We start from the raw sequence: 19,905 nt of genomic DNA, 5'->3' as shown, positions 1-19,905 counted from the left end.
TGTCTATGTCCTTAGCCGTTCGGCCGCCAATGCCTGCGTGATGCCCTGAAACAGCGACGTTCCGGGCAGGTCTTCCAATGTTACGGTCAGCTTGCGCCGCCAGTTCGGATACTCGTCCACAGTGCTCGGTACGTTGACCGGCGCGACCTCACCGGCGATGTCCTCCAGCCGGACCGCCAGAAGCCGCGATGGCGTGCGGGCCAGATGGCGATGGGTGGCGATCACCAGCTCCTCCGGAGCCGCGTCGGTCGGTGTCTCAGACGCCGAGGGGTCGAGCAGCCCGCCCCGGATCAGGTCGCCCAGAAGCTGGCGACGCTCGTGAACCCGCGAACCGGCCTGCTGTTCCGCAGACTCCTGCGAGATGAAGCCGAAGCCGTGGCGCAGCCCCACATCGTCGCCGCGCCACCAGCCCTGGAAGGTGGGCAGGTCGTGGGTGGAGACGCAGACCAAAGCCTCGCGCGGGTAGTGTTCGGGCGAGATGAAGCCGTCATAATGCCGCTCGAACAGCAGGATGCGGTAGGACAGGATGTTCGCCGCAGCCATGACCTCGCGGAAGCCGTCCGGCACGTTGCCCAGATCTTCGCCGATGATGATGGTGCGGTTCTCGTTCGAGGCCAAGGCCAGCGCCGCGATCATCTCCTGAACCGGGTAGCGGACATAGGTGCCCTGCGGCGCGGTCAGACCGTCGGGGATCAGGAAGAGCTGCCAGAGCGACATGGCGTGATCCAGCCGGAGGGCGCCGGCGCGGTGGGTGGCATCCTGCATCAGGCTTTGGAACGGGGCGGCGTGACGGGCAGCAAGCTCGACAGGCGAGAGCGGGGCGAGGCCCCAATCCTGCCCGGCGGCGTTGAACCAGTCGGGCGAGGCGCCGATCCGCGCGCCGGAGACGATGAGCCCCGGGTCGGACCATGTGCCCGAACCGCCGGGGGATTCCCCCACGGCAAAGTCGAGATAGAGCCCGATCCGCATCCCCGCCGCGCGACAAGCGTCGCGCACCTCGGCCAATTGCCTGTCGGCCAGCCATTGCAGCCAGATGTGGAACTCCACCTCGCTGGCGTGCTCCTCGGCGAAGCGGGCGACGGTGGGGCTTTCCACGTCGCGCCACTCCTCGGGCCAGCCCTGCCAGCCCGCGCCGTGGGTCGGGCCGAAATGCAGCGAGAGCGCCTCGAACAGCGCGTGGCGACGCAGGAGCTCACCGCCCTCGACCATGAAGCCCGCAAAGCCTTCGGGATCGTCCACGCCGTGCACCCAGAGATCGCGTAGCGCATCAAGCTTCACCTCGGTCACCCCGGCGTAGTCCACCAGCTCGCCCTCGCGCAGCCGCGTCAGGTCGGGCGGGGTCGTGAAGCCCGGCACCCGGTCCACCGCGATGTAGAGCGGGTTCAGGAAGCGGCGGTTGGAGGGCGAGAACGGGCTGCATTGCTGGGGCACGGCGAGGAACAGCGCGTGCAGGGGATTGAGCCCGAGGAAATCAGCCCCTGCGTCGCCGCAGAGCAGCGCCAGCTCGGCCAGATCCTGAAAGTCGCCGATCCCCCAGTTCCGCGCCGAGCGCAGCTGATAGAGCTGCACCGCGACGCCCCACATTCGCGCGTCGCTCTCGGGCAGGAAGCAGCGCACGCCCTCGGGCGCCCAAAGCTCCGGCGGGCGGGCCTCCGGGTCGGGGCCTTCGGTCGGGATGCCGAAGGCGGTGAGCAGGCTGGTCAGCGCTTCATGCGGCGGGTGAAACAGCTCGCCGCTGATGCCGTGATAGGAGGGGCGGATGCCGAAGAGCTCGGCGCGGCGCTGCAATGGGTCGGTCATGTCGTCTCCTGAAGCGTGGCGATCACCGTGCCGGGCGGCATCGCCCCCACGTCGGAGGCTCCGGCTGTCGCATAGATCACCCGCCCCTCGGCGGCAGGCAAGGCGGCCTCGCGATCGTCGAAATTGGCGCGCAGCCGCAGGATGGCGCCATCGAGCTGCCAATCCACCGCCACCTTGTCTTCCTTGGCCATAAGCACCTTGCCGCCATGGCCCGGCGCCTTGGCCAGATGCGGCACGATCTCGGCATGGCGGACCTGCAGCAGGCTGCGGGTATAGTCGAGCCATTCCGCTCCCCGCGCCGTGTCGCGGTGCTGCCAGTCGAGGCGCGAGGACTCGAAGGTGCCCGCCGAGTTCGGGTCGGGCACCGTTGCGGCCAGATCGAGGTTCTGGAAGGCCGCGAAATGCTCGAACTCCTTGCGGCGTCCCTCGCGCACGGCATCGGCCAGCTCGCCCTTGAAGTCGGTGAAGAAGGTGAAGGGCCGCGTCTCGCCCCAGTCCTCGCCCATGAAGAGGAGCGGGATATGCGGCGAGAGCAGCAGCATCGCCATCAGCAGCCGAAGGCGGGACTCCGGCGCCAGCGTGGTCAGCCGCTCGCCGAAAGCGCGGTTGCCGATCTGATCGTGGTTCTGCAGGAAGTCGACGAAGCAGACCGGCGGCAGATGCGCGCTCGGCGCCCCGCGCGGCTTGCCGCCGTCGAAGGGCGAGGCCTCGCCCTGATAGGCGAAACCCTCAGCCAAGGCGCGGGCGTATTTCGTCCAGTGATCCTCGACGAAGTCCCGATAATAGGCCTCGGACTCGCCCGTGGCGATCACATGCGCCACGTTGTGCAGGTCGTCGTTCCACTCGCCGGTATAGAGGTCCACTGCGCCATCGGCTCCGCGCTCGTGCAGATGGGTGACGTTGCGGTTGTCCTCGGTCGTCAGATGGATCTCGCGCCCCGGCAGCGTCTGGCGGATGGTGCGCACCATGTCGATCAGGAACTCGGGGTCCGAATCCGGATCGCGGATATGGTCGGCGGCGTCGATCCTGAGCCCGTCGAAGCGGAAGTCGCGCAACCAGTAGACCGCGTTGTCGATGAAGAAGCGGCGCACCGGCGGGCGGTGGTATTCGATGGCATTGCCCCAGGGGGTGTGCCGCTCGGCGTCGAAGAACTTCGGCGCGTAGCTCGGCAGGTAATTCCCCTCCGGTCCGAAGTGGTTGTAGACCACGTCAAGCACCACGCTCAGCCCGTGCCCATGCGCCGCGTCGACGAAGGCGCGTAGGTCGTCGGGCGTGCCATAGGCCGGGTGCGGCGCATAGAGCAGCACCCCGTCATAGCCCCAGCCGCGGTTCCCCTCGAACTGCGCCACCGGCATCAGCTCGATCATGGTGAAGCCGCTGGCGGCAACATCGGCCAGCCTGTCGATGGCGGCGCGGAAGGTGCCCTCGGGGGTGAAGGTGCCGACATGCAGCTCCAGGATCACGGTCTCGTGCCAGGGGCGGCCCTGCCAGTCGCACTGCCAGTCATAGGCCGGGTCGGTGACAAGCGAGAGCCCGTGCACGTCGCCTGCCTGCTGGCGCGAGGCGGGGTCGGCCACCACCCGGCCATCATCCAGCACGAAGCCGTATTCGGCCCCGGTCTCGGCCTGCAGGGTCAGGTCGAACCAGCCGTCGTCGCTCCGCTCCATGGCGTGGTCCTGCCCTTGCAGGCGCAGCCGCACCTGCTGCTGAGACGGTGCCCAGATGCGGAAGCGGGCCCCTTCGGTGGTCAGCACTGCGCCCCAGGCGCAGATTGACTGCGGGCCTTCTCCAGATGTCATGGACGTGTCTCCTCAAGTACCAGTAGGCCGCGCGGGGGCACGGCAAGTTTCGGCAGCCTCACCGGGCTGCCCTGCGGGGTCACCTCGCCTGTCGCGCTGTCGAGCAGCATCTGCCAGCCGAGGTCGGTCGCGGCGGCGGGCAAGGTGAAATCAACCGCCTCGAAATGGCTGTTGAACAACATCAGGATGTCCGGCTCGTCACGCACCAGCATTCCCAACGTGCGAGCGGCGGGATTGTGCCAATCATTCGGCTCCATCAGCAAACCATCCGGGCGCAGCCAGCGGACCCGGATCGGCTGCTGCCCCTCGGGGGCCTTGTGCAGGAACGACGCGTGGTGGAACACGTCGCGTCCCTTGCGCAGAGCGATCACCGAGCGGGTGAATTCGAGGAACTCGGCGTCGCGCGGATCGAGATCGTCGAGCTTCAGCCAGTTCATCTCGTTGTCCTGGCAATAGGCGTTGTTGTTGCCGCCCTGGGTGCGGCCCACCTCGTCGCCCATCAGAATCATCGGCGTGCCCTGCGACATCAAGAGCGTCGCCATCATTGCCCGCCGCATCCGGTCGCGCAGGTCGAGGATCTCGGGGTCGTCGGTCGGGCCCTCCACCCCGCAGTTCCAGCTGCAATTGTGCGAATGGCCGTCGCGGTTGTCTTCCTTGTTCGCCGCGTTGTGCTTGTCGTTGTAGGCGACGGTATCGGCGAGCGTGAAGCCATCATGCGCGGTGATGAAGTTCACGCTGGCCCAAGGCCTGCGCCCGCGCCGATCGAAAAGATTGGCCGAGCCCAGAAGATGCGAGGAGAGCTCCGGCAGCAGGCCCTCGTCGCCCTTCCAGTAGGATCGGACGGAGTCGCGATACTTGTCGTTCCACTCGGCCCAGCCGGGAGGGAAGTTGCCCAGCTGATAGCCCTCGTTCCCGGTGTCCCAGGGCTCCGCGATCAGCTTCACCCGGCCCAGCACCGGGTCCTGCCGCACCGCGTCGAGGAAGACCGCATTGGCGTTGAAGCTCTGCCGGTCGCGTCCAAGCGAGCTTGCCAGATCGAAGCGGAAGCCGTCGACATGGCAGGCCTCGACCCAGTAGCGCAAGCTGTCCATCACCATCTGCAGCACCCGCTGGTGCCCGAGGTTCACCGTGTTGCCGCAGCCCGTTGTGTCGTAGTAGTAACGCGGGTCGTCGCCCAGCATGTAGTAGCTGGCGTTGTCGATGCCACGGAAGCTGAGCGTCGGCCCCATCTGGTTGCCCTCGGCGGTGTGGTTGTAGACCACGTCGAGGATCACCTCGATCCCCGCCTCGTGCAGCCGACGCACCATCAGCTTGAATTCGTGCACCCCGCCACCGGGGGAGATGAAGCGGGTGGCGGGGGCGAAGAAGGCGGCGGTGTTGTAGCCCCAGTAGTTCGTCAGCCCCTTCTCGATCAGATAGCGGTCGTCGAAGAAGGCCTGCGTCGGCATCAGCTCCACCGCCGTGACACCGAGCGTCACCAGATGCTCGATCACCTTCGGGTCGGCCAGCGCCGCGAAACTGCCGCGCACGCGGTCGGAGGTGTCGGGGTTGAGCGCGGTCATCCCCTTCACATGCGCCTCGTAGATGATCGTGTCGGCCCAAGGCGTATGGGGGCGGATATCCGCGCCCCAGGTCACAGCAGGATCGACCACCACGCATTTCGGCATGACGAAGGCCGAGTCGCGCCGGTCAAAGGAGAGGTCCGCCCGCGCATTTCCGATCCGGTAGCCGAAGACCGCGTCATGCCAGACGATGTCGCCCTGCAGCATCAGGGCATAGGGGTCGATCAGCAGCTTGTTGGGGTTGAAGCGGTGGCCGTTCTGCGGGTCGTAGGGACCATGGACCCGGTAGCCGTAAAGCTGACCGGGCCGCACTTCGGGCAGGTAGCCGTGCCAGACCTCGTGGGTGAACTCCGGCAGAGGGATGCGCGCTGTCTCGCGCCGACCGCGCGCATCGAAGAGACAAAGCTCCACCTTGCTGGCGTGGGCGGAGAAGATGGCAAAATTCGTGCCCGACCCGTCCCAGGTTGCCCCGAGCGGGTTCGGGCTGCCTTCGCGCAGCGTCATCCCTTGCGTCATCATGCGTTGCTTGGACCTTCCGGCATCACGAGAACGGTTGCGAGAGGCGGCAGGGTCAGCCTGAGCGAGGCGGGCCGTCCGTGCCACGATGTATCTTCGGCTTGTAACAAGCCCGAGTTGCCGACATCCGACCCGCCATAGAGCCCGGCATCGGTATTGAGAACCTCGCGCCAGTCGCCGCCCTGCGGAACGCCGATCCGGTAGTCGTGATGCACCTGCGGTGTCAGGTTGCAGATCACCAGCACCGGCGGGCAGCCGTCGGCCTTACGCAGGAAGCTCAGGACCGAATTCTCGGCATCGGCCGCATCCACCCATTCGAAGCCCGCCGGATCGCAATCCTGCCGGTGCAGCGCCGGGATGGCACGGTAGGTCCGGTTCAGATCGGCCACCAGCCGCTTCATCCCGGAATTGGCCGGGTTGTCCAGAAGGTGCCAGTCGAGCGAGGCATCATGGTTCCACTCCCTGTCCTGAGCGAATTCCCCTCCCATGAAGAGAAGCTTCTTGCCCGGATGCGTCCACATGAATCCGAAATAGGCGCGCAGGTTCGCGAATTTCTGCCACGGATCGCCCGCCATCTGCCTGATCAGTGAGCCTTTGCCATGCACCACCTCGTCATGGCTGAGCGGCAGCACGAAATCTTCCGAGAAGGCGTAGACGAGGCCGAAGGTCAGGTCGCTCTGGTGGTGGCGGCGATGGATCGGGTCGCGCCGGAAATAGGCCAGCGTGTCGTGCATCCAGCCCATGTTCCACTTGAAGCCGAAACCCAGCCCGTCCTCCGCCACCGGCCGGCTGACCTTCGGGAAGGCGGTGGATTCCTCGGCCATGGTCACGGCGCCGGGATGATCCAGCCGGACCCGCTCGTTCACGTCGCGCAGGAAGCTGATCGCCTCGAGGTTCTCGCGCCCGCCGTGCTCGTTGGGGATCCACTCGCCGGCGTTGCGCGAATAGTCGAGATAGAGCATCGAGGCCACCGCATCGACACGCAGCGCGTCGACATGGTAGCGGTCAAGCCAGTAAAGCGCCGAGGCCTGCAGGAAGTTCGCCACCTCCTGGCGACCGAAGTTGTAGATCTGGGTGTTCCAGTCGCGGTGGAAACCCTGACGCGGGTCGGCGTGGTCATAGAGATGCGTGCCGTCGAAATTCGCCAGCCCATGCGCGTCTGAGGGGAAGTGCGCCGGCACCCAGTCGAGGATGACGCCGATCCCCGCCGCATGCAGCCGGTCCACCAGACGGGCAAAGCCCTCGGGCGGGCCGAAGCGGCTGGTCGGGGCGAAGAGCCCGATGGGCTGGTAGCCCCAGGAGCCGGTGAAGGGATGCTCGCTGATCGGCATGAACTCGACATGGGTGAAGCCCATCTCGGTGACGTACTCCACCAGCTGATCCGCCAGCGCATCGTAGTCGAGCCCCATGCGCCAGGATCCGGCATGGACCTCGTAGATTGAGATCGGCGCGTCGCGCTGTTGTTTCGGGCCGCGATACGCCAGCCAGTCGGCATCCTGCCAGTCATGCTCGGGCAGGCCGTCGACGATCGAGGCCGTCGCGGGCGGCTGCTCCTGCGCGAAGGACAGCGGATCGGATTTCAGCGGCAGGCGCTCGCCCTGTGGGCCGATCAGCTCATATTTGTAGATCTCGCCGCGGTGCAGCCCGGGGATGAACAGCTCCCAGACGCCGACGCCGACGCGCTTGCGCATCGGGTGCCGCCGTCCGTCCCAGGCGTTGAACGCGCCGACGACCGAAACCCGGCGGGCGTTCGGGGCCCAGACGGCGAAGGCCACGCCCTCGACGTCCTCCATGGTGCAGGGATGCGCGCCGAGACGCTCGTAGAGCCGGTGATGCCGCCCCTCGCCCAGCAGGTATTCATCGAGCTCGCCCAGCACCGGCGGGAAGCGGTAGGGGTCGTCGATCTCCCAGCGATGCTCGCCGGCGGAGAGCCGCAGCCGGTAGGGGAAGCGTTCCCGTCCCGGCATTTCGCCGGCAAAGAAGCCTTCCGCACCGATCCGCTGCAGCCGGGCCACCTCAGCCCCTGCCCCGTCCAGCACCGCCACCTCGGCGGCCTGTGGGGCGAAGACGCGCAGGGTCAGCGGCTGATCTCCGCCTCCCTGCAGGCCCAGCACTGCAAAGGGGTTTCCGTGACTGCCGCGCAGGATCGCGTCGACATCCGATTGCGGCACCATCGCCGCTACGTCCAAAGTCATGCGCCATCCCCAAGTAGATCCAGAAGTCCCTGCAGAGGAATGCCCAGCCACGCCGGTCGCATCCCCAGTTCATAGCCCGCCTCGTAGATCGCCTTCTGCAACAGGAAGAGATCGAGAAGGGCCTCGGTGAGCGCGCGGTCCTCGGGCAGATTTGGCGCGCCCTCCGCAGTGCTGCGCCATGCCTCGAGAAACTCGCGCGAAGCCGCCAGCCGCCAGGCCTCGGCGCGGGCAACGGTGCGCTCGCTGGCCGGGCCGAAGCTTTCGACATGCCGTGCCAGCGCCGATTCCGCCGCATAATCGAAGGAGCGCAGCATCCCGGCCACATCGCGCAGCGGCGAGGATTTTGCCCGGCGCTCGTCCAGCGCGCGTTTCGGCTCGCCCTCGAAGTCGATGATCGCCACGTCGTTCTGCGCCAGAAGCACCTGACCCAGATGATAGTCGCCGTGGATCCGCGACAGGCTGCCCGAAGGCTCGAATTCCGCCACCCGCTTCACCCGGGCCACGAGGGGCTCGCGCGCCGCGATGACGGCATCGGCCAAGGGCACCAGCGCTTCGGGCAGGCCCGCGCGCTGACCCTTCAGCGAGGTGACCAGCGCCTCGGCTTCCGAGACGGTCTGCTCCACCCATTGCCGCAGATGCTCCGCGGTCAGCGGTTCGGTGCGGAAGGCCGGGTCGTCGGTCTCCACCGCGAAGGCGCGGTGCAGCTCGGCGGTGCGCTGGCCCAGGAGCGCGCCGATCGACAGCGGGAAGGGGAAGGCGTCCGGCTGCGGTTGCGGCTCGGCCGCCTCGCTGTCGGTCCAGGCCTCGTGCTCGCCGAGATCACGCACCAGCGCGTCGAAGATGCCGCGCCAGGCGTCGCCCCGGTTGGTGACGAAGGTGAAGGCCGCGGCCAGCGTGGTCTCTTCCTCGCCTTCGCCGTGGCTCGCCTGCCCGAGGAAGCGCGGCGTGTGCTCGTAGCCCGCCACTTCGGTCAGGAAGCGCGCCACCTCGACATCCGGCTGCTCGCCGGCGCGAAGACGACGGTAGAGCTTCAGGATCACCTTGTCGGAAAAGGCGATGGAGATGTTGCTCTGCTCCGCCCCGAGATAGCGCGGCTCGCCCGGATCGGTGAGCTCCTGCAGCGCCTCGGTCGTCTCGAAGCGCACGTCGTCCCCGGTCTTGCCCGCACGCATCGCGTCGAGCATCGCACCCGCCAGCCGCTCGTCATAGGCAGCGTCGATCAGCGCACCCATCTTCGGCCCGCGCCGGATCTTGGCCAGCGTATAGCTGAGCTTCGGCGCGCCCGGACGCAGCTGGTCGTCGCCCCAGAGCGCCGAGAGCGGCAGGAAGTAGCGCTGGCTTTCCTGGCCTACGGCCACGTCCAGCGTCATCAGCGCATGCTCGCCCAGCGTGCCGAGCGGGGTGATGCCCACCTGCCCCACCGCTTCGTCCTTCGAAGTGAACCAGCGCTGAAGCGGCAGCCAGTTCGGCAGCACGTCGACCTCGAGCTGGCTGCGCTCGCGGCCCATGACCGCGGTCTGCACCGAACCGTCGCGCGTCGTCAGCGTGATGAACTCCGGCAGGATCTCCGGGATCGCCTTGTGCCACGATGGCAGATGCTCCTGATCGCTCAGCACGAACCAGAAGAAGCCGTAGGCTGGCAGCGTCAGCATGTAGGGCAGATCACCGATTGGCGGGAAGGCCGAGCGTCCGGTCAGTTCCACCGGCACGAGGCCGCGGAACCGGCCGAGGTCCAGTTCCGCCGCCTGTGCAGAATCCGACAGGTTGGCGACGCAGAGGATGGTCGTGCCCTCGTGCTGGCGCAGATAGGCCAGCACCTTGCGGTTGCGCGGATAGAGCAGCGTCATCAGTCCGCGCCCGAAGGCCGGGTGCTGCTTGCGCACTGTGATCAGGCGCCGCATCCAGTTGAGCAGCGACGAGGCATCGCCGGTCTGCGCCTCGACGTTCACCGCCTGATGGCCGTAGACCGGATCGAGGATCGTCGGCAGGTAGAGCTGCTGCGGATTGGCCCGCGAGAAGCCGCCGTTGCGGTCGGCCGACCATTGCATCGGGGTGCGCACCCCGTCGCGGTCGCCGAGATAGTAGTTGTCGCCCATGCCGATCTCGTCGCCGTAATAGAGGATCGGCGTTCCGGGGAGCGACATCAGCATCTGGTTCAGAAGCTCGATCTTGCGCCGGTCGTTCTTCATCAGGGGCGCCAGACGGCGGCGGATGCCGAGGTTGATCCGCGCGCGGGCATCTTCGGCATAGGTCTGCCAGAGATAGTCGCGCTCCTCCGCCGTCACCATCTCCAGCGTCAGCTCGTCGTGGTTCCGCAGGAATATGCCCCACTGGCAGTTCTCCGGGATCTCGGGCGTCTGGCGGATGATGTCGGTGATCGGATGCCGGTCGGCCTGCGCCAGCGCCATGTACATGCGCGGCATCAGCGGGAAGTGGAAGCCCATGTGGCATTCGTCGCCGTCGCCGAAATAGGGCCGTGTGTCCTCGGGCCACTGGTTCGCCTCGGCCAAGAGCATCCGGTCGGGGAAATGCGCGTCGAGATCGGCGCGGATCTTCTTCAGCACCTCATGCGTCTCGGGCAGGTTCTCGTTGTTGGTGCCCTCGCGCTCCACCAGATAGGGGATCGCGTCGAGCCGGAGCCCGTCCACCCCCATCTCGAGCCACATGCGCATGATGCGCAGCACCTCTTCCAGCACGCGCGGGTTGTCGAAGTTCAGGTCGGGCTGGTGCGAGTAGAAGCGGTGCCAGTAGTAGGCGCCCGCCACCGGATCCCATGTCCAGTTCGACTTTTCGGTGTCGAGGAAGATGATCCGCGTCTCGGGGAATTTCTGGTCGGTGTCGCTCCAGACATACCAGTCGCGGGCGGCGGAGCCGGGCTTGGCCCGCCGCGCCTTCTGGAACCACGGATGCTGGTCGGAGGTGTGGTTGATTACCAGCTCGGTGATCACCCTGAGCCCGCGCTTGTGCGCCTCGGCCACGAAGGCCTTGAAGTCGCGCATCGTGCCGTAGGAAGGGTTGATCGCCCGGTAGTCCGAGATGTCGTAGCCGTCGTCACGCAGCGGCGAGGGGTAGAAGGGCAAGAGCCAGATCGTGGTCACGCCAAGCGCTTGCACATAGTCCAGACGCTGCATCAGCCCGGCGAAATCGCCGATGCCGTCACCATTGGCGTCCATGAAGGCCTTGATGTGCAGCTGGTAGATGACGGCGTCCTTGTACCAGTCGGCTTGCGACCGATCGATTTTCGGCTCGTCGCGGGTCATGGTGGCTTGGGTCAGGATCTTGTTCAACGCGGCACCCCCGGTGCAAAGAGTTGCCATGCGGCATAGGGACGAGTGGTCGGATCGAGCTCCAACCCCTGCCATTTCCCGTGCCAGGTGAAGCGGTTGCCGTTCAGCAAATCCTCGACCTCGATTGAGGCGTCATCGGGCAGGCCGAATTCCCACAGTGGCACTTCGAACTGGAAGCCCTGCGGGTTGTGCGGGTCGAGGTTGACGTGGAACAGCAGGAAGTCGCTGCCGTCCTCGCTCGCCTTGCCGTAGTAGAGCACGTTGTCGTTCACCGCGTTGTAGAAGCGCAGATTGGTGAAATCGCGCATCGCCGGGTGGCTGCGGCGGATGTGGTTCAGCAACCGGATGTCATCCTTGATGTGCCCCGGCTGGTCCATGTCCCAGACCCGGATCTCGTATTTCTCCGAGTTGAGATACTCCTCCTTGCCCGGCACCGGAGCGGCGTCACAGATCTCGAAACCGTTGTAGAGCCCGTAGTTGCCGCCCAGCGTCGCCGCGAGCGCCGCACGGATCCGGAAGCCGGGGCGGCCCGCGGTCTGCAGGTAGACCGGGTTGATGTCGGGCGTGTTGGCGAAGAAGTTCGGCCGCATGTAGTGCCGGCAGTCCTCCGTCGTCAGTTCCGTCAGGTACTCGGTCAGCTCCTGCTTGCCGTTGCGCCAGGTGAAGTAGGAATAGCTCTGCGAGAAGCCGACCTTGGCTAGCCGCTTCATCACCTTGGGCCGGGTGAAGGCCTCGGCGAGGAAGATCGTGTCGGGATGCTCTGCACGGACTTCGTCGATCATCCATTCCCAGAACGGGAAGGGCTTGGTGTGCGGGTTGTCGACGCGGAAGATCTTCACCCCCTTCTCGACCCAGAACAGCACCACGTCGCGCAGCGCGTACCAGAGCGAGGGAATGGCCTCGCGGTAGAAGTGGACGTTGACGATATCCTCGTATTTCTTCGGAGGATTCTCGGCGAACTTGATCGTCCCGTCGGGCCGCCAGTCGAACCACTCGGGATGCTCCTTGATCCACGGATGATCCGGCGCGCACTGGATGGCGAAGTCGAGCGCCAGCTCCAGCCCATGCGCCTTCGCCGAATCAACCAGCCGGGCGAAATCGTCGAAGGAGCCGAGTTCGGGATGCAGCGCATCATGGCCGCCGGCCTCGGAGCCTATGGCATAGGGCGAACCCGGATCGTCCGGCCCAGGCGTCAGCGTGTTGTTGCGCCCCTTGCGGTTCACCGCGCCGATCGGGTGGATCGGCGGGAAATACAGCACATCGAAACCGAGATCGCGGATATAGGGCAGCCGCGCGATCACGTCGTCGAAGGTGCCGTGCCGCGCCACGTCGCCCGATTGCGAGCGCGGGAAGATCTCGTACCACGCGCTGAAGGCCGCAGCCTCGCGGTCGGCAAAGACCGGTACCAGCTTGGAGCGGGTGAGATGGGTGCGCGGACCGCAGCGCGACATCGCCGCGGCCACATCCGGGCCATTCAGGTGTGCAAAGCGCTCGCCCTCGTCCTCCAGCCCCGCATCGAGCTGCATCAGCCGGTCGAGCAGCGTCCTGTCCTCGGGCCCGGCCTCGGTCACCTCGGAAATCAGCCGACGGCCTTCCTCCAGCTCCAGCGCGATCCGCTGGCCGGCGGCGTATTTCTTCGCCACCTCCTTGCGCCATGTCGCGAACAGGTCGCGCCACGCCAGAAAGCCCACCTCATAGGCGGCGTTCTCGACGAAGCTCACCGTCGCCGTCCAGCGATCATTGACCAGATAGGTCATCCGCGTCTCGGAAAACGCGCTCTCGCCCCGCTTGCGCAGGATCAGCGCCGCGTCGATGCTGTCATGCCCGTCGCAGAAGATGTCGGCCTCGATCGCCACGGGCAGACCCGCCACGACCTTGGCCGGAAAGCGCCCGCCGTCGATCTCGATACTGATGCCCTCAATGGCGACGCGGCTTGACGCGAGCGCGCGCAGCCGCGCCTCCGCGTCGCCCGTATCGGTCGCGCCGGGCGTCGCGGCTCCTGTGCCGAAGGTCTCGGTCTGGCGTCCTTCCAAACCCTGCGACTGGAGCGCCGAAGTCTCATCCAGACGCTGTGTCTGAGAAACTCTGCCTTCGGCCTGCGTGTCATTTCCTGCCACGGACAGTCCCCTTTTTGCCGAATTCATGTGATTGCCAACGGCAGAGGCAGCGGAATGTTCCCTTTTGCCTGCCCTCGCGGCACATCGGGTCGTGGCGTCACCCGCCGTCTGCCGAGAATTTCATCCTCCGTCGCAATCCGCTCGTCGCCTGCCCGCTTTTCTCAACAAGATCAGAATGCCGTCGCCTAGGCTGGGCCGGCGCCCGCCGCCATCCGTCCAATTTTATCCAGATGAAGCCCGCCGTTAGCGGTTCCTTAGCCCGTCCCCGTCAAGCCTTTCCCTGCCGGAGCCGTCCGGTGCATCCGAAAGGCCCGACGCATGCCCGCAGATCCCGCAGAGCCCAGCGTTCTTCCGCTCCCCGAACAGGCGGGGCTGTCGCAGGCCGCAGCCCTCGCCGCGACGCTGGCCGAGGCGCTGGCGCGCAACGGGCCGCTGAGGGTCGATAGTGCCGCGGCGCAGCAGGTCGATCTCTCGACGCTGCAGATCCTCGTCGCCGCGCATCGGCAGGCCGCAGCGGCGGGCCTGCCCTTCGAGGTGACAGTGCCGGAAGGCGGGGCGCTGGCCACGGCCCTCGCCGACTACGGCTTTCTGGCGGCGACGGACTGCAGGCTCGTCCTCGCGGGGGAAACATGGACGGCGGTGCAAGCGGGAGCGGAACAGGCGCAATGACAAAGACAATCCTCGCAGTGGACGACTCGCCCTCGGTGCGACAGATGGTGCGCCTCACCCTGACCGGCGCAGGCTATGCGGTGGTGGAGGCCGTCGACGGGCAGGACGCGCTCGAGAAGGCCTCGGCGCAGAAGTTCGATGCCATCCTGACCGACCAGAACATGCCGCGGCTCGACGGCATCAGCTTCATCCGCAAGTTCCGCGGCAGCGCGACCTCGGTCGGCGTGCCGATCGTGTTCCTGTCGACGGAGTCGCATGACGGGCTGAAACAGCAGGCGCGCGAAGCCGGGGCCATCGGCTGGATGATGAAGCCCTTCGATCAGGCGCAACTCCTCGCCGTGGTGAAGAAGGTGGCCGGAGCATGAACGCGGAAGAAGAAATCGGCGGCCTGTTCCGTCAGGAAGCCACCGAGCTGATGGCCTCGCTGGAACGTGGGCTGCTGGATCTGGAGCGCGCGCCGCAGGACCGCAAGATCATCGACGCGGTCTTCCGCGACCTTCACACGATCAAGGGGTCGGGCGCGATGTTCGGCTTCACCGCTCTCGCCCGCTTCGTCCATGAGTTCGAGACGGTCTTCGACCAGCTGCGTCAGGGCACGCAATCCGTCGATCAGGCAGTGATCGCGGTGGCGCTGCGCTCCTGCGACCATATCGGACGGTTGATCGAAGCCCCCGACGGGGCGGAGGCCGCCAGCGCCGAACTGCTTGATGCCCTGCGCGTCGCCGCCAGCGGCGAGCCCGCGGCCCCGCCCGCCCCCGCCGAAGTCGGGTCCAGCGGCTGGCAGCTCTTCTTCCGCCTCGGCCCCTCGGTGCTGCGGCTCGGCGGCAACCCGAAACTGCTGCTGGCCGAACTTGCCGAACTGGGCGCCTCCGATCTTGGCGCCTGTCTTGCCGCCATCCCTCCGCTTTCCGCCCTCGACCCGCAGGATTGCCTCACCGGATGGGAGATGCGCCTGCCAGCCACGGTCGCGCAATCCGCCATCGAGGACATCTTCCTCTTCTACCGCGAGGACATGCAGTTCGACCTCCGAACCCTGGGCGACGCCACAACCCCGGCGCAGACGGTGGCCACCGACATCGCCCCCCTCGCCCCGGTCGAACCCGAGGCGCCCCCTGCCCCGCCTGTCGCCCCAACACCGCCTGCGGCGCAGGCCGGCCCTTCCGCCCCTGCCGCCGCCCCCGCCGCCGAAACCATGCGGGTCGAGACCGGCCGTCTGGACGAGCTGATGGACCGCGTGGGCGAGCTCGTCATCGCCGAGGCCCGGCTCTCGGCCCTCGCGCAACGCTTCGGCGACGCCTCGCTTCTCGCCGTGGCCGAGGACATCCAGCGCCTCGCCTCGGGGATGCGCGACGCCACCATGTCGATCCGCATGGTGCCGATCGGCTCGATCATGGGGCGCTTCCGCCGCCTGATGCGCGACCTGTCACAGACGCTCGGCAAGCCGATGACCTTCACGACCACGGGCGAAGACACCGAGCTCGACAAGACCGTGATCGAACTTCTGGCCGATCCGCTGGTGCATATCCTGCGCAATTCCGCCGATCACGGGCTCGAAACCCTCGATGCCCGCCGCGCCGCAGGCAAGCCCAAGACCGGCAGAATCGAGCTCGCGGCAGCCTATTCCGGCGCCGAGGTGCTGATCACCGTACGCGACGACGGCCGCGGTCTGGATGCCGAGGCGATCCGCGCCCAGGCGATTGCCCGCAACATGATCGCGGCCGACGCAACGATGACCCAAGGCGAGATTTTCCGCCTCATCTTCGAGCCGGGCTTCTCCACCGCCAAGAAGGTGACCGAACTTTCGGGGCGCGGCGTTGGGCTCGACGTGGTCAAGCGCACCATCGAAACCCTGCGCGGTCAAATAGATCTTACCTCCGACCCCGGTCGCGGCACCACCGTCACCCTGCGCCTGCCCCTCACGCTGGCGATCATCGACGGGCTGCTGATCGAGGTCGGCGGCGAAAGCTACACCTTCCCCCTCGCTGCCGTGGAGGAATGCGTCGAACTCCCGGCCGAATTCGAGACCGAAGGCCGCAGCTCCTCCTTCCTCAACATTCGCGGCGGGCTCGTGCCCTTCCTCAGGCTGCGCACGCTCTTCTCGATCCACCAGCCGGTGCCGCCCTTCCAGAAGGTCGTCATCGTCTCGGCGGGTGGGCGGCGCATCGGCCTCGTGGTCGACCGGATCATCGGCAACAACCAGACCGTCATCAAACAGCTCTCGCGCCTGCACGCACATCTCAAGTGCTTCTCCGGCGCCACCATCCTCGGCAACGGCAGCGTTGCGTTGATCCTCGACGTGCCACAGCTCGTCAGCCTCGGTCGTGCGCAGGAGGACCGCTTGCGCGAGCAGCAAGGGGAGAAGGCGGCATGATTGCGGCGACAAGCGAAAGGGACGGTCGGATGGATGTTGTGACGCTGCGTCTCGGCGGCGAGCTGATGGCGATCCCGGCGGACTGCCTGCGCGAGATCCTCGAACCGGTACCCGTTACCCGGGTGCCGCAAGCCGGCAGCTTCGTCAGCGGCCTGATCAATGTGCGCGGCGTCGTGGTGCCCCTGGCCGACCTTCGGGTGACCTTCGGCATGGCGCAGACCGAAGCGACACCGGACACGCGGATGCTGGTCTTGGAACTGCCGGTCGCTGGCAGCGTGATCACCGTCGCGATCCTCGCCGACAAGGTCCATGACGTGACCGGGCTCGACCCGACGACGCTGGAGCCGATCCCCACCGTGGGTACCCGCTGGCCGCCCGACTGCGTCCGCGGCATCGGCAAATGGCAGGGCGGCTTCATGATCCTCCCGGATCTGGAACGGATTTTCTCGCAAGGCGCCCTGCGCGGCGCCGCACCCGCGATGGCCGAAGAGGGACTGTGACATCATGAGGCTCACCATCAAGGCAAAGCTGGGCGCGACCTTCCTCGTCATCCTGCTGCTCGCAGGCACGGGGCAGATCGTCACCCTGAACGCCGCAAGCGATGTCAACACCTCGCTCGACGACATCGTGACCCTGCAGTCGCGGCGGCTCGATCTGTCGCATGACATCATCGAGAATCAGGTGAAGACCCAGCGCGAGATCCGCAACTTCCTGCTGTCGCGCACCAAGGAGGAGCGCAAGGAGATTGAGGCTGATCTCGGCGCGGCGCGTGCGGCGAAGAAAGCCTCCTTCGATGCGCTCTTCGCCCTCTCCAGCGGCCTCGGTCAGCAGGAGCTGACCCAGTTCGCGAAGCACGAAGACAATCTGCGCAAGGTCAATGACGAGGCGATGCAGCTTGCCCGGATGGGCCTCGGTTACGAGGGCTTCAAGCTCGTCGTCACCAAGGGGCGCGAGGACTGGCAGAAGATGGAGGCGATCCTCGTCAACGTGCTGACCGAGAACCGCCGATCCTTCACCGATGCCTCGGTCCGGGCCAACAGCAGGTACGACACCGGCTGGCTCATCGCTGTGGCGACGCTGGTGGCGACCACAGTGATCGGGGCGGTTGCGGCGATCTGGATCGTGCTGTCCTTGTCCCGCGGCATCTTTGAGGCGACGCGGCTGACGCGGCTCATCGCCGAGGGCGATCTGACCCAGACGGCGCAGGTGCGCTCGAGTGACGAGTTGGCCGACATGCAGCGCGCGCTGAACGCGATGGTCGAGAAGCTGCGCGCCGTCGTGACCGAGGTCGCAGGCTCGGCCCGCAATGTCCGGTCAGGCAGCGAGGGCATGACCTCGACCGCCGAACAGCTGAATCAGGGCGCGTCGCAGCAGGCGAGTGCGACGGAGGAAGCCTCCTCGGCGATGGAGGAGATGGCGGCGAACATCCGGCAAAGCGCGCAGAACGCGGGCGAGACCGAGAAGATGGCACGCAAATCGGCGGAGGATGCGCGCGACAGCGGGGCCGCCGTCGCCGAGGCCGTCGAGGCAATGCGCACCATCGCCGAGAAGATCATGGTGGTGCAGGAGATCGCCCGACAGACCGACCTTCTGGCGCTGAACGCCGCCGTCGAGGCCGCTAGGGCGGGCGAGCATGGTCGCGGCTTCGCGGTCGTGGCCTCCGAAGTCCGCAAGCTGGCCGAGCGCAGCCAGACCGCGGCGGGAGAGATCTCGGCCCTCTCGACCGACACCGTTCGTGCTGCACAGACGGCGGGCAGCATGCTGCAGAACCTCGTGCCGGATATCGAGCGCACGGCGCAGCTGGTGCTGGAGATCTCGAACGCGGCCCAGGAACAGTCGACCGGCGCGGCACAGGTCAATCTGGCAATCCAGCAGCTCGACCGGGTGACCCAGGACAACACCTCCACCGCGACCCAGATGTCGACCACGGCCGAGGAACTCTCGACACAGGCCGGGCAGCTGCAATCCGCCGTCGCCTTTTTCCGGGTGAGCGGCGACGCCCTGCCGAGCCCGGCAGAATGCCTGCCGCCCGAGGCACCGCAGGCCCGCCCGATCTTCAAGGCGGCACCCCGCCAGAGCGCGAGGCCGCTGCCGGCCGCCCCTTCCGGAGGCTTCGAATTCGACATGATGGCAGGCGAGGACAAGCTCGATGAGGGCTTCCTGCGCCGGGACAGCGGCAGGGAGCGCGCAGCATGAGCATGGACGACAGCGTGGTTCTCACCGGCGGCGATCAGGTTCTGACCCTTGGGGTCGGAGAAGAGGTCTTCGCGGTTCCGGTCACCCGGGTGCAGGAGATCCTCGATCTGCAGCACATCTCGCAGCTGCCGAACGCCCCGGCCCATGTTCTCGGCGTGATCAACGTGCGCGGCGAGGGTATCGCGGTGGTTGATCTGCGGGTCGTGCTCAACCTGCCGCCGGTGCCCGACACCCCGACGACCCGGATCGTCGTGCTCTGGATCTGCAGCACGCAAGGACGCGCCGTGGTGGCGCTGAAAGCCGATCGGGTCTTCGAGGTGACCGCACTCGACGAGGGGCCGCTAACGCCTCTGCCCCAGGCGCGACTGCTGCGCTGGGATCAGCAGATGGTCGTCGGTCTGGGCAAGATCAACGGCGCCTTCGTCACGGCCCTCGATCTCGACCGGATGTTCGATACCGATCTCCTGAGCCGCGGCGCCGCAAGCGTCGGCGAGGCGCCGGGCGGATTTCGGGATGTCGCCTGATGACAGCCGCGCCCCCCTCCGCGCCGCTTGGTCGCAAGGGCGAAGGCTCGCATTTCGATCAGCTGACCCGGCTGATCCAGGATCAGATCGGCGTCAGGTTGCCGGCGAGCAAGCGGTCGATGGTCGAAGGCCGGCTGCGGCGACGCCGTCTGGCCTTGGGCTTCGCCTCGGTCGAAGCCTATTTTCACCACCTGTTCGAGCAGGGCGGGCTCGAGGCCGAGTTGCACGAGATCCTCGATGCGGTGACCACCAACAAGACCGATTTCTTCCGTGAGCCAGACCACTTCCGCCTGCTCACCCATCGTATCGTCCCGCAGACCCTCGCCAACCGCCAGAGCGCGCGGCGCCGCGCGCTGTTCAAGGTCTGGAGCGCGGCGTCCTCGACTGGGGCCGAAGCCTTCACCATCGCCATGCTGCTGGAGGATCTGACGACCCGCCTGCCGGACCTGAACTACGGCATCCTCGGCACTGACATCAACACCGAGGTGCTGGAGGTTGCCCGGCGCGCCATCTACCCGATCGATCAGGTGGCGCCGGTTCCGCCCGAGTTCCACGCGCGGTTTCTCATGCAAGGCGCGGGTGAGCTTGCCGGGCAGGTCCGCATCGTGCCCGAGCTGCGGCAGCGCACCCGTTTTGCGCGGATGAACCTGATGGATGCGCAATATGCGGTCGACCGGGACATCGACGTGATCTTCCTGCGCAACGTGCTGATCTATTTCGACCCAGACATCCAGGCGCGCGTCATCTCGCGGATGATCAGCCATCTCGCGCCCGGGGGCCACCTGCTGGTGGGCCATTCCGAATCGATGGTCGTGCGCAGCGACAAGCTGCAGCAGATCGCGCCCGCCGTCTTCCAGAGGAGCTGAGAA

13 protein-coding genes are annotated in these 19,905 nt (G+C 66.8%); 7 read left to right on the top strand and 6 right to left on the bottom strand.

The window, feature by feature from the left end:
* Positions 1-3 precede the first annotated feature (3 nt).
* The 6 genes from malQ to AC3A5Z_RS05100 are packed head-to-tail and all read right to left on the bottom strand — an operon-like array spanning position 4 to position 13,111.
* Positions 4-1,800, bottom strand: a complete 1,797-nt coding sequence (malQ, locus tag AC3A5Z_RS05125; RefSeq protein ID WP_487518288.1) for a 4-alpha-glucanotransferase — start codon at positions 1,798-1,800, stop codon at positions 4-6.
* The gene (treZ, locus tag AC3A5Z_RS05120) at positions 1,797-3,599 is read right to left on the bottom strand and encodes a malto-oligosyltrehalose trehalohydrolase (RefSeq protein ID WP_487518287.1); all 1,803 of its coding nucleotides are present in this window, start codon (positions 3,597-3,599) and stop codon (positions 1,797-1,799) included. Before treZ ends, malQ begins: the two co-directional genes overlap by 4 nt.
* Positions 3,596-5,677 (bottom strand): glycogen debranching protein GlgX, encoded by a 2,082-nt coding sequence (glgX, locus tag AC3A5Z_RS05115; protein ID WP_487518286.1) that lies wholly within the window; start codon positions 5,675-5,677, stop codon positions 3,596-3,598. Before glgX ends, treZ begins: the two co-directional genes overlap by 4 nt.
* Positions 5,677-7,872 carry a 1,4-alpha-glucan branching protein GlgB gene (glgB, locus tag AC3A5Z_RS05110; protein ID WP_487518285.1) on the bottom strand — a complete coding sequence of 732 codons (2,196 nt, stop codon included), beginning with the start codon at positions 7,870-7,872 and terminating at the stop codon, positions 5,677-5,679. The genes glgX and glgB overlap by 1 nt, the downstream gene beginning before the upstream one ends.
* A complete protein-coding gene (gene treS / locus AC3A5Z_RS05105) occupies positions 7,869-11,132 on the bottom strand; it encodes a maltose alpha-D-glucosyltransferase (RefSeq protein WP_487518638.1) in 3,264 nt (1,087 codons plus the stop codon). The genes glgB and treS overlap by 4 nt, the downstream gene beginning before the upstream one ends.
* Before the next feature lie 23 nt (positions 11,133-11,155).
* Positions 11,156-13,111, bottom strand: a complete 1,956-nt coding sequence (locus AC3A5Z_RS05100; RefSeq protein ID WP_487518637.1) for an alpha-1,4-glucan--maltose-1-phosphate maltosyltransferase — start codon at positions 13,109-13,111, stop codon at positions 11,156-11,158.
* Positions 13,112-13,594: 483 nt separating this feature from the next.
* Between AC3A5Z_RS05100 and AC3A5Z_RS05095 the strand changes: the two genes are divergently transcribed.
* From AC3A5Z_RS05095 to AC3A5Z_RS05065, 7 genes are read left to right on the top strand one after another with little or no spacing between them, the layout of a single operon-like run.
* Positions 13,595-13,945 carry an STAS domain-containing protein gene (locus AC3A5Z_RS05095; protein WP_487518284.1) on the top strand — a complete coding sequence of 117 codons (351 nt, stop codon included), beginning with the start codon at positions 13,595-13,597 and terminating at the stop codon, positions 13,943-13,945.
* Positions 13,942-14,310 carry a response regulator gene (locus AC3A5Z_RS05090; protein WP_487518283.1) on the top strand — a complete coding sequence of 123 codons (369 nt, stop codon included), beginning with the start codon at positions 13,942-13,944 and terminating at the stop codon, positions 14,308-14,310. The genes AC3A5Z_RS05095 and AC3A5Z_RS05090 overlap by 4 nt, the downstream gene beginning before the upstream one ends.
* Positions 14,307-16,316 (top strand): chemotaxis protein CheA, encoded by a 2,010-nt coding sequence (locus AC3A5Z_RS05085; protein WP_487518282.1) that lies wholly within the window; start codon positions 14,307-14,309, stop codon positions 16,314-16,316. The genes AC3A5Z_RS05090 and AC3A5Z_RS05085 overlap by 4 nt, the downstream gene beginning before the upstream one ends.
* A gap of 29 nt (positions 16,317-16,345) precedes the next feature.
* Positions 16,346-16,816 carry a chemotaxis protein CheW gene (locus AC3A5Z_RS05080; protein ID WP_487518281.1) on the top strand — a complete coding sequence of 157 codons (471 nt, stop codon included), beginning with the start codon at positions 16,346-16,348 and terminating at the stop codon, positions 16,814-16,816.
* Between the two features lie 4 nt (positions 16,817-16,820).
* On the top strand, positions 16,821-18,512 hold the full coding sequence (locus AC3A5Z_RS05075) for a methyl-accepting chemotaxis protein (protein WP_487518280.1): 1,692 nt from the start codon (positions 16,821-16,823) through the stop codon (positions 18,510-18,512).
* The gene (locus tag AC3A5Z_RS05070) at positions 18,509-19,036 is read left to right on the top strand and encodes a chemotaxis protein CheW (RefSeq protein WP_487518279.1); all 528 of its coding nucleotides are present in this window, start codon (positions 18,509-18,511) and stop codon (positions 19,034-19,036) included. The genes AC3A5Z_RS05075 and AC3A5Z_RS05070 overlap by 4 nt, the downstream gene beginning before the upstream one ends.
* On the top strand, positions 19,036-19,902 hold the full coding sequence (locus AC3A5Z_RS05065; protein WP_487518278.1) for a CheR family methyltransferase: 867 nt from the start codon (positions 19,036-19,038) through the stop codon (positions 19,900-19,902). Before AC3A5Z_RS05070 ends, AC3A5Z_RS05065 begins: the two co-directional genes overlap by 1 nt.
* Positions 19,903-19,905: the final 3 nt, after the last annotated feature.

This window comes from Cereibacter sp. Soil_C_27, from assembly GCF_057657095.1.
Note: the sequence above shows the minus strand (reverse complement) of the source record. Positions and strands in the feature narration are given on the sequence as shown.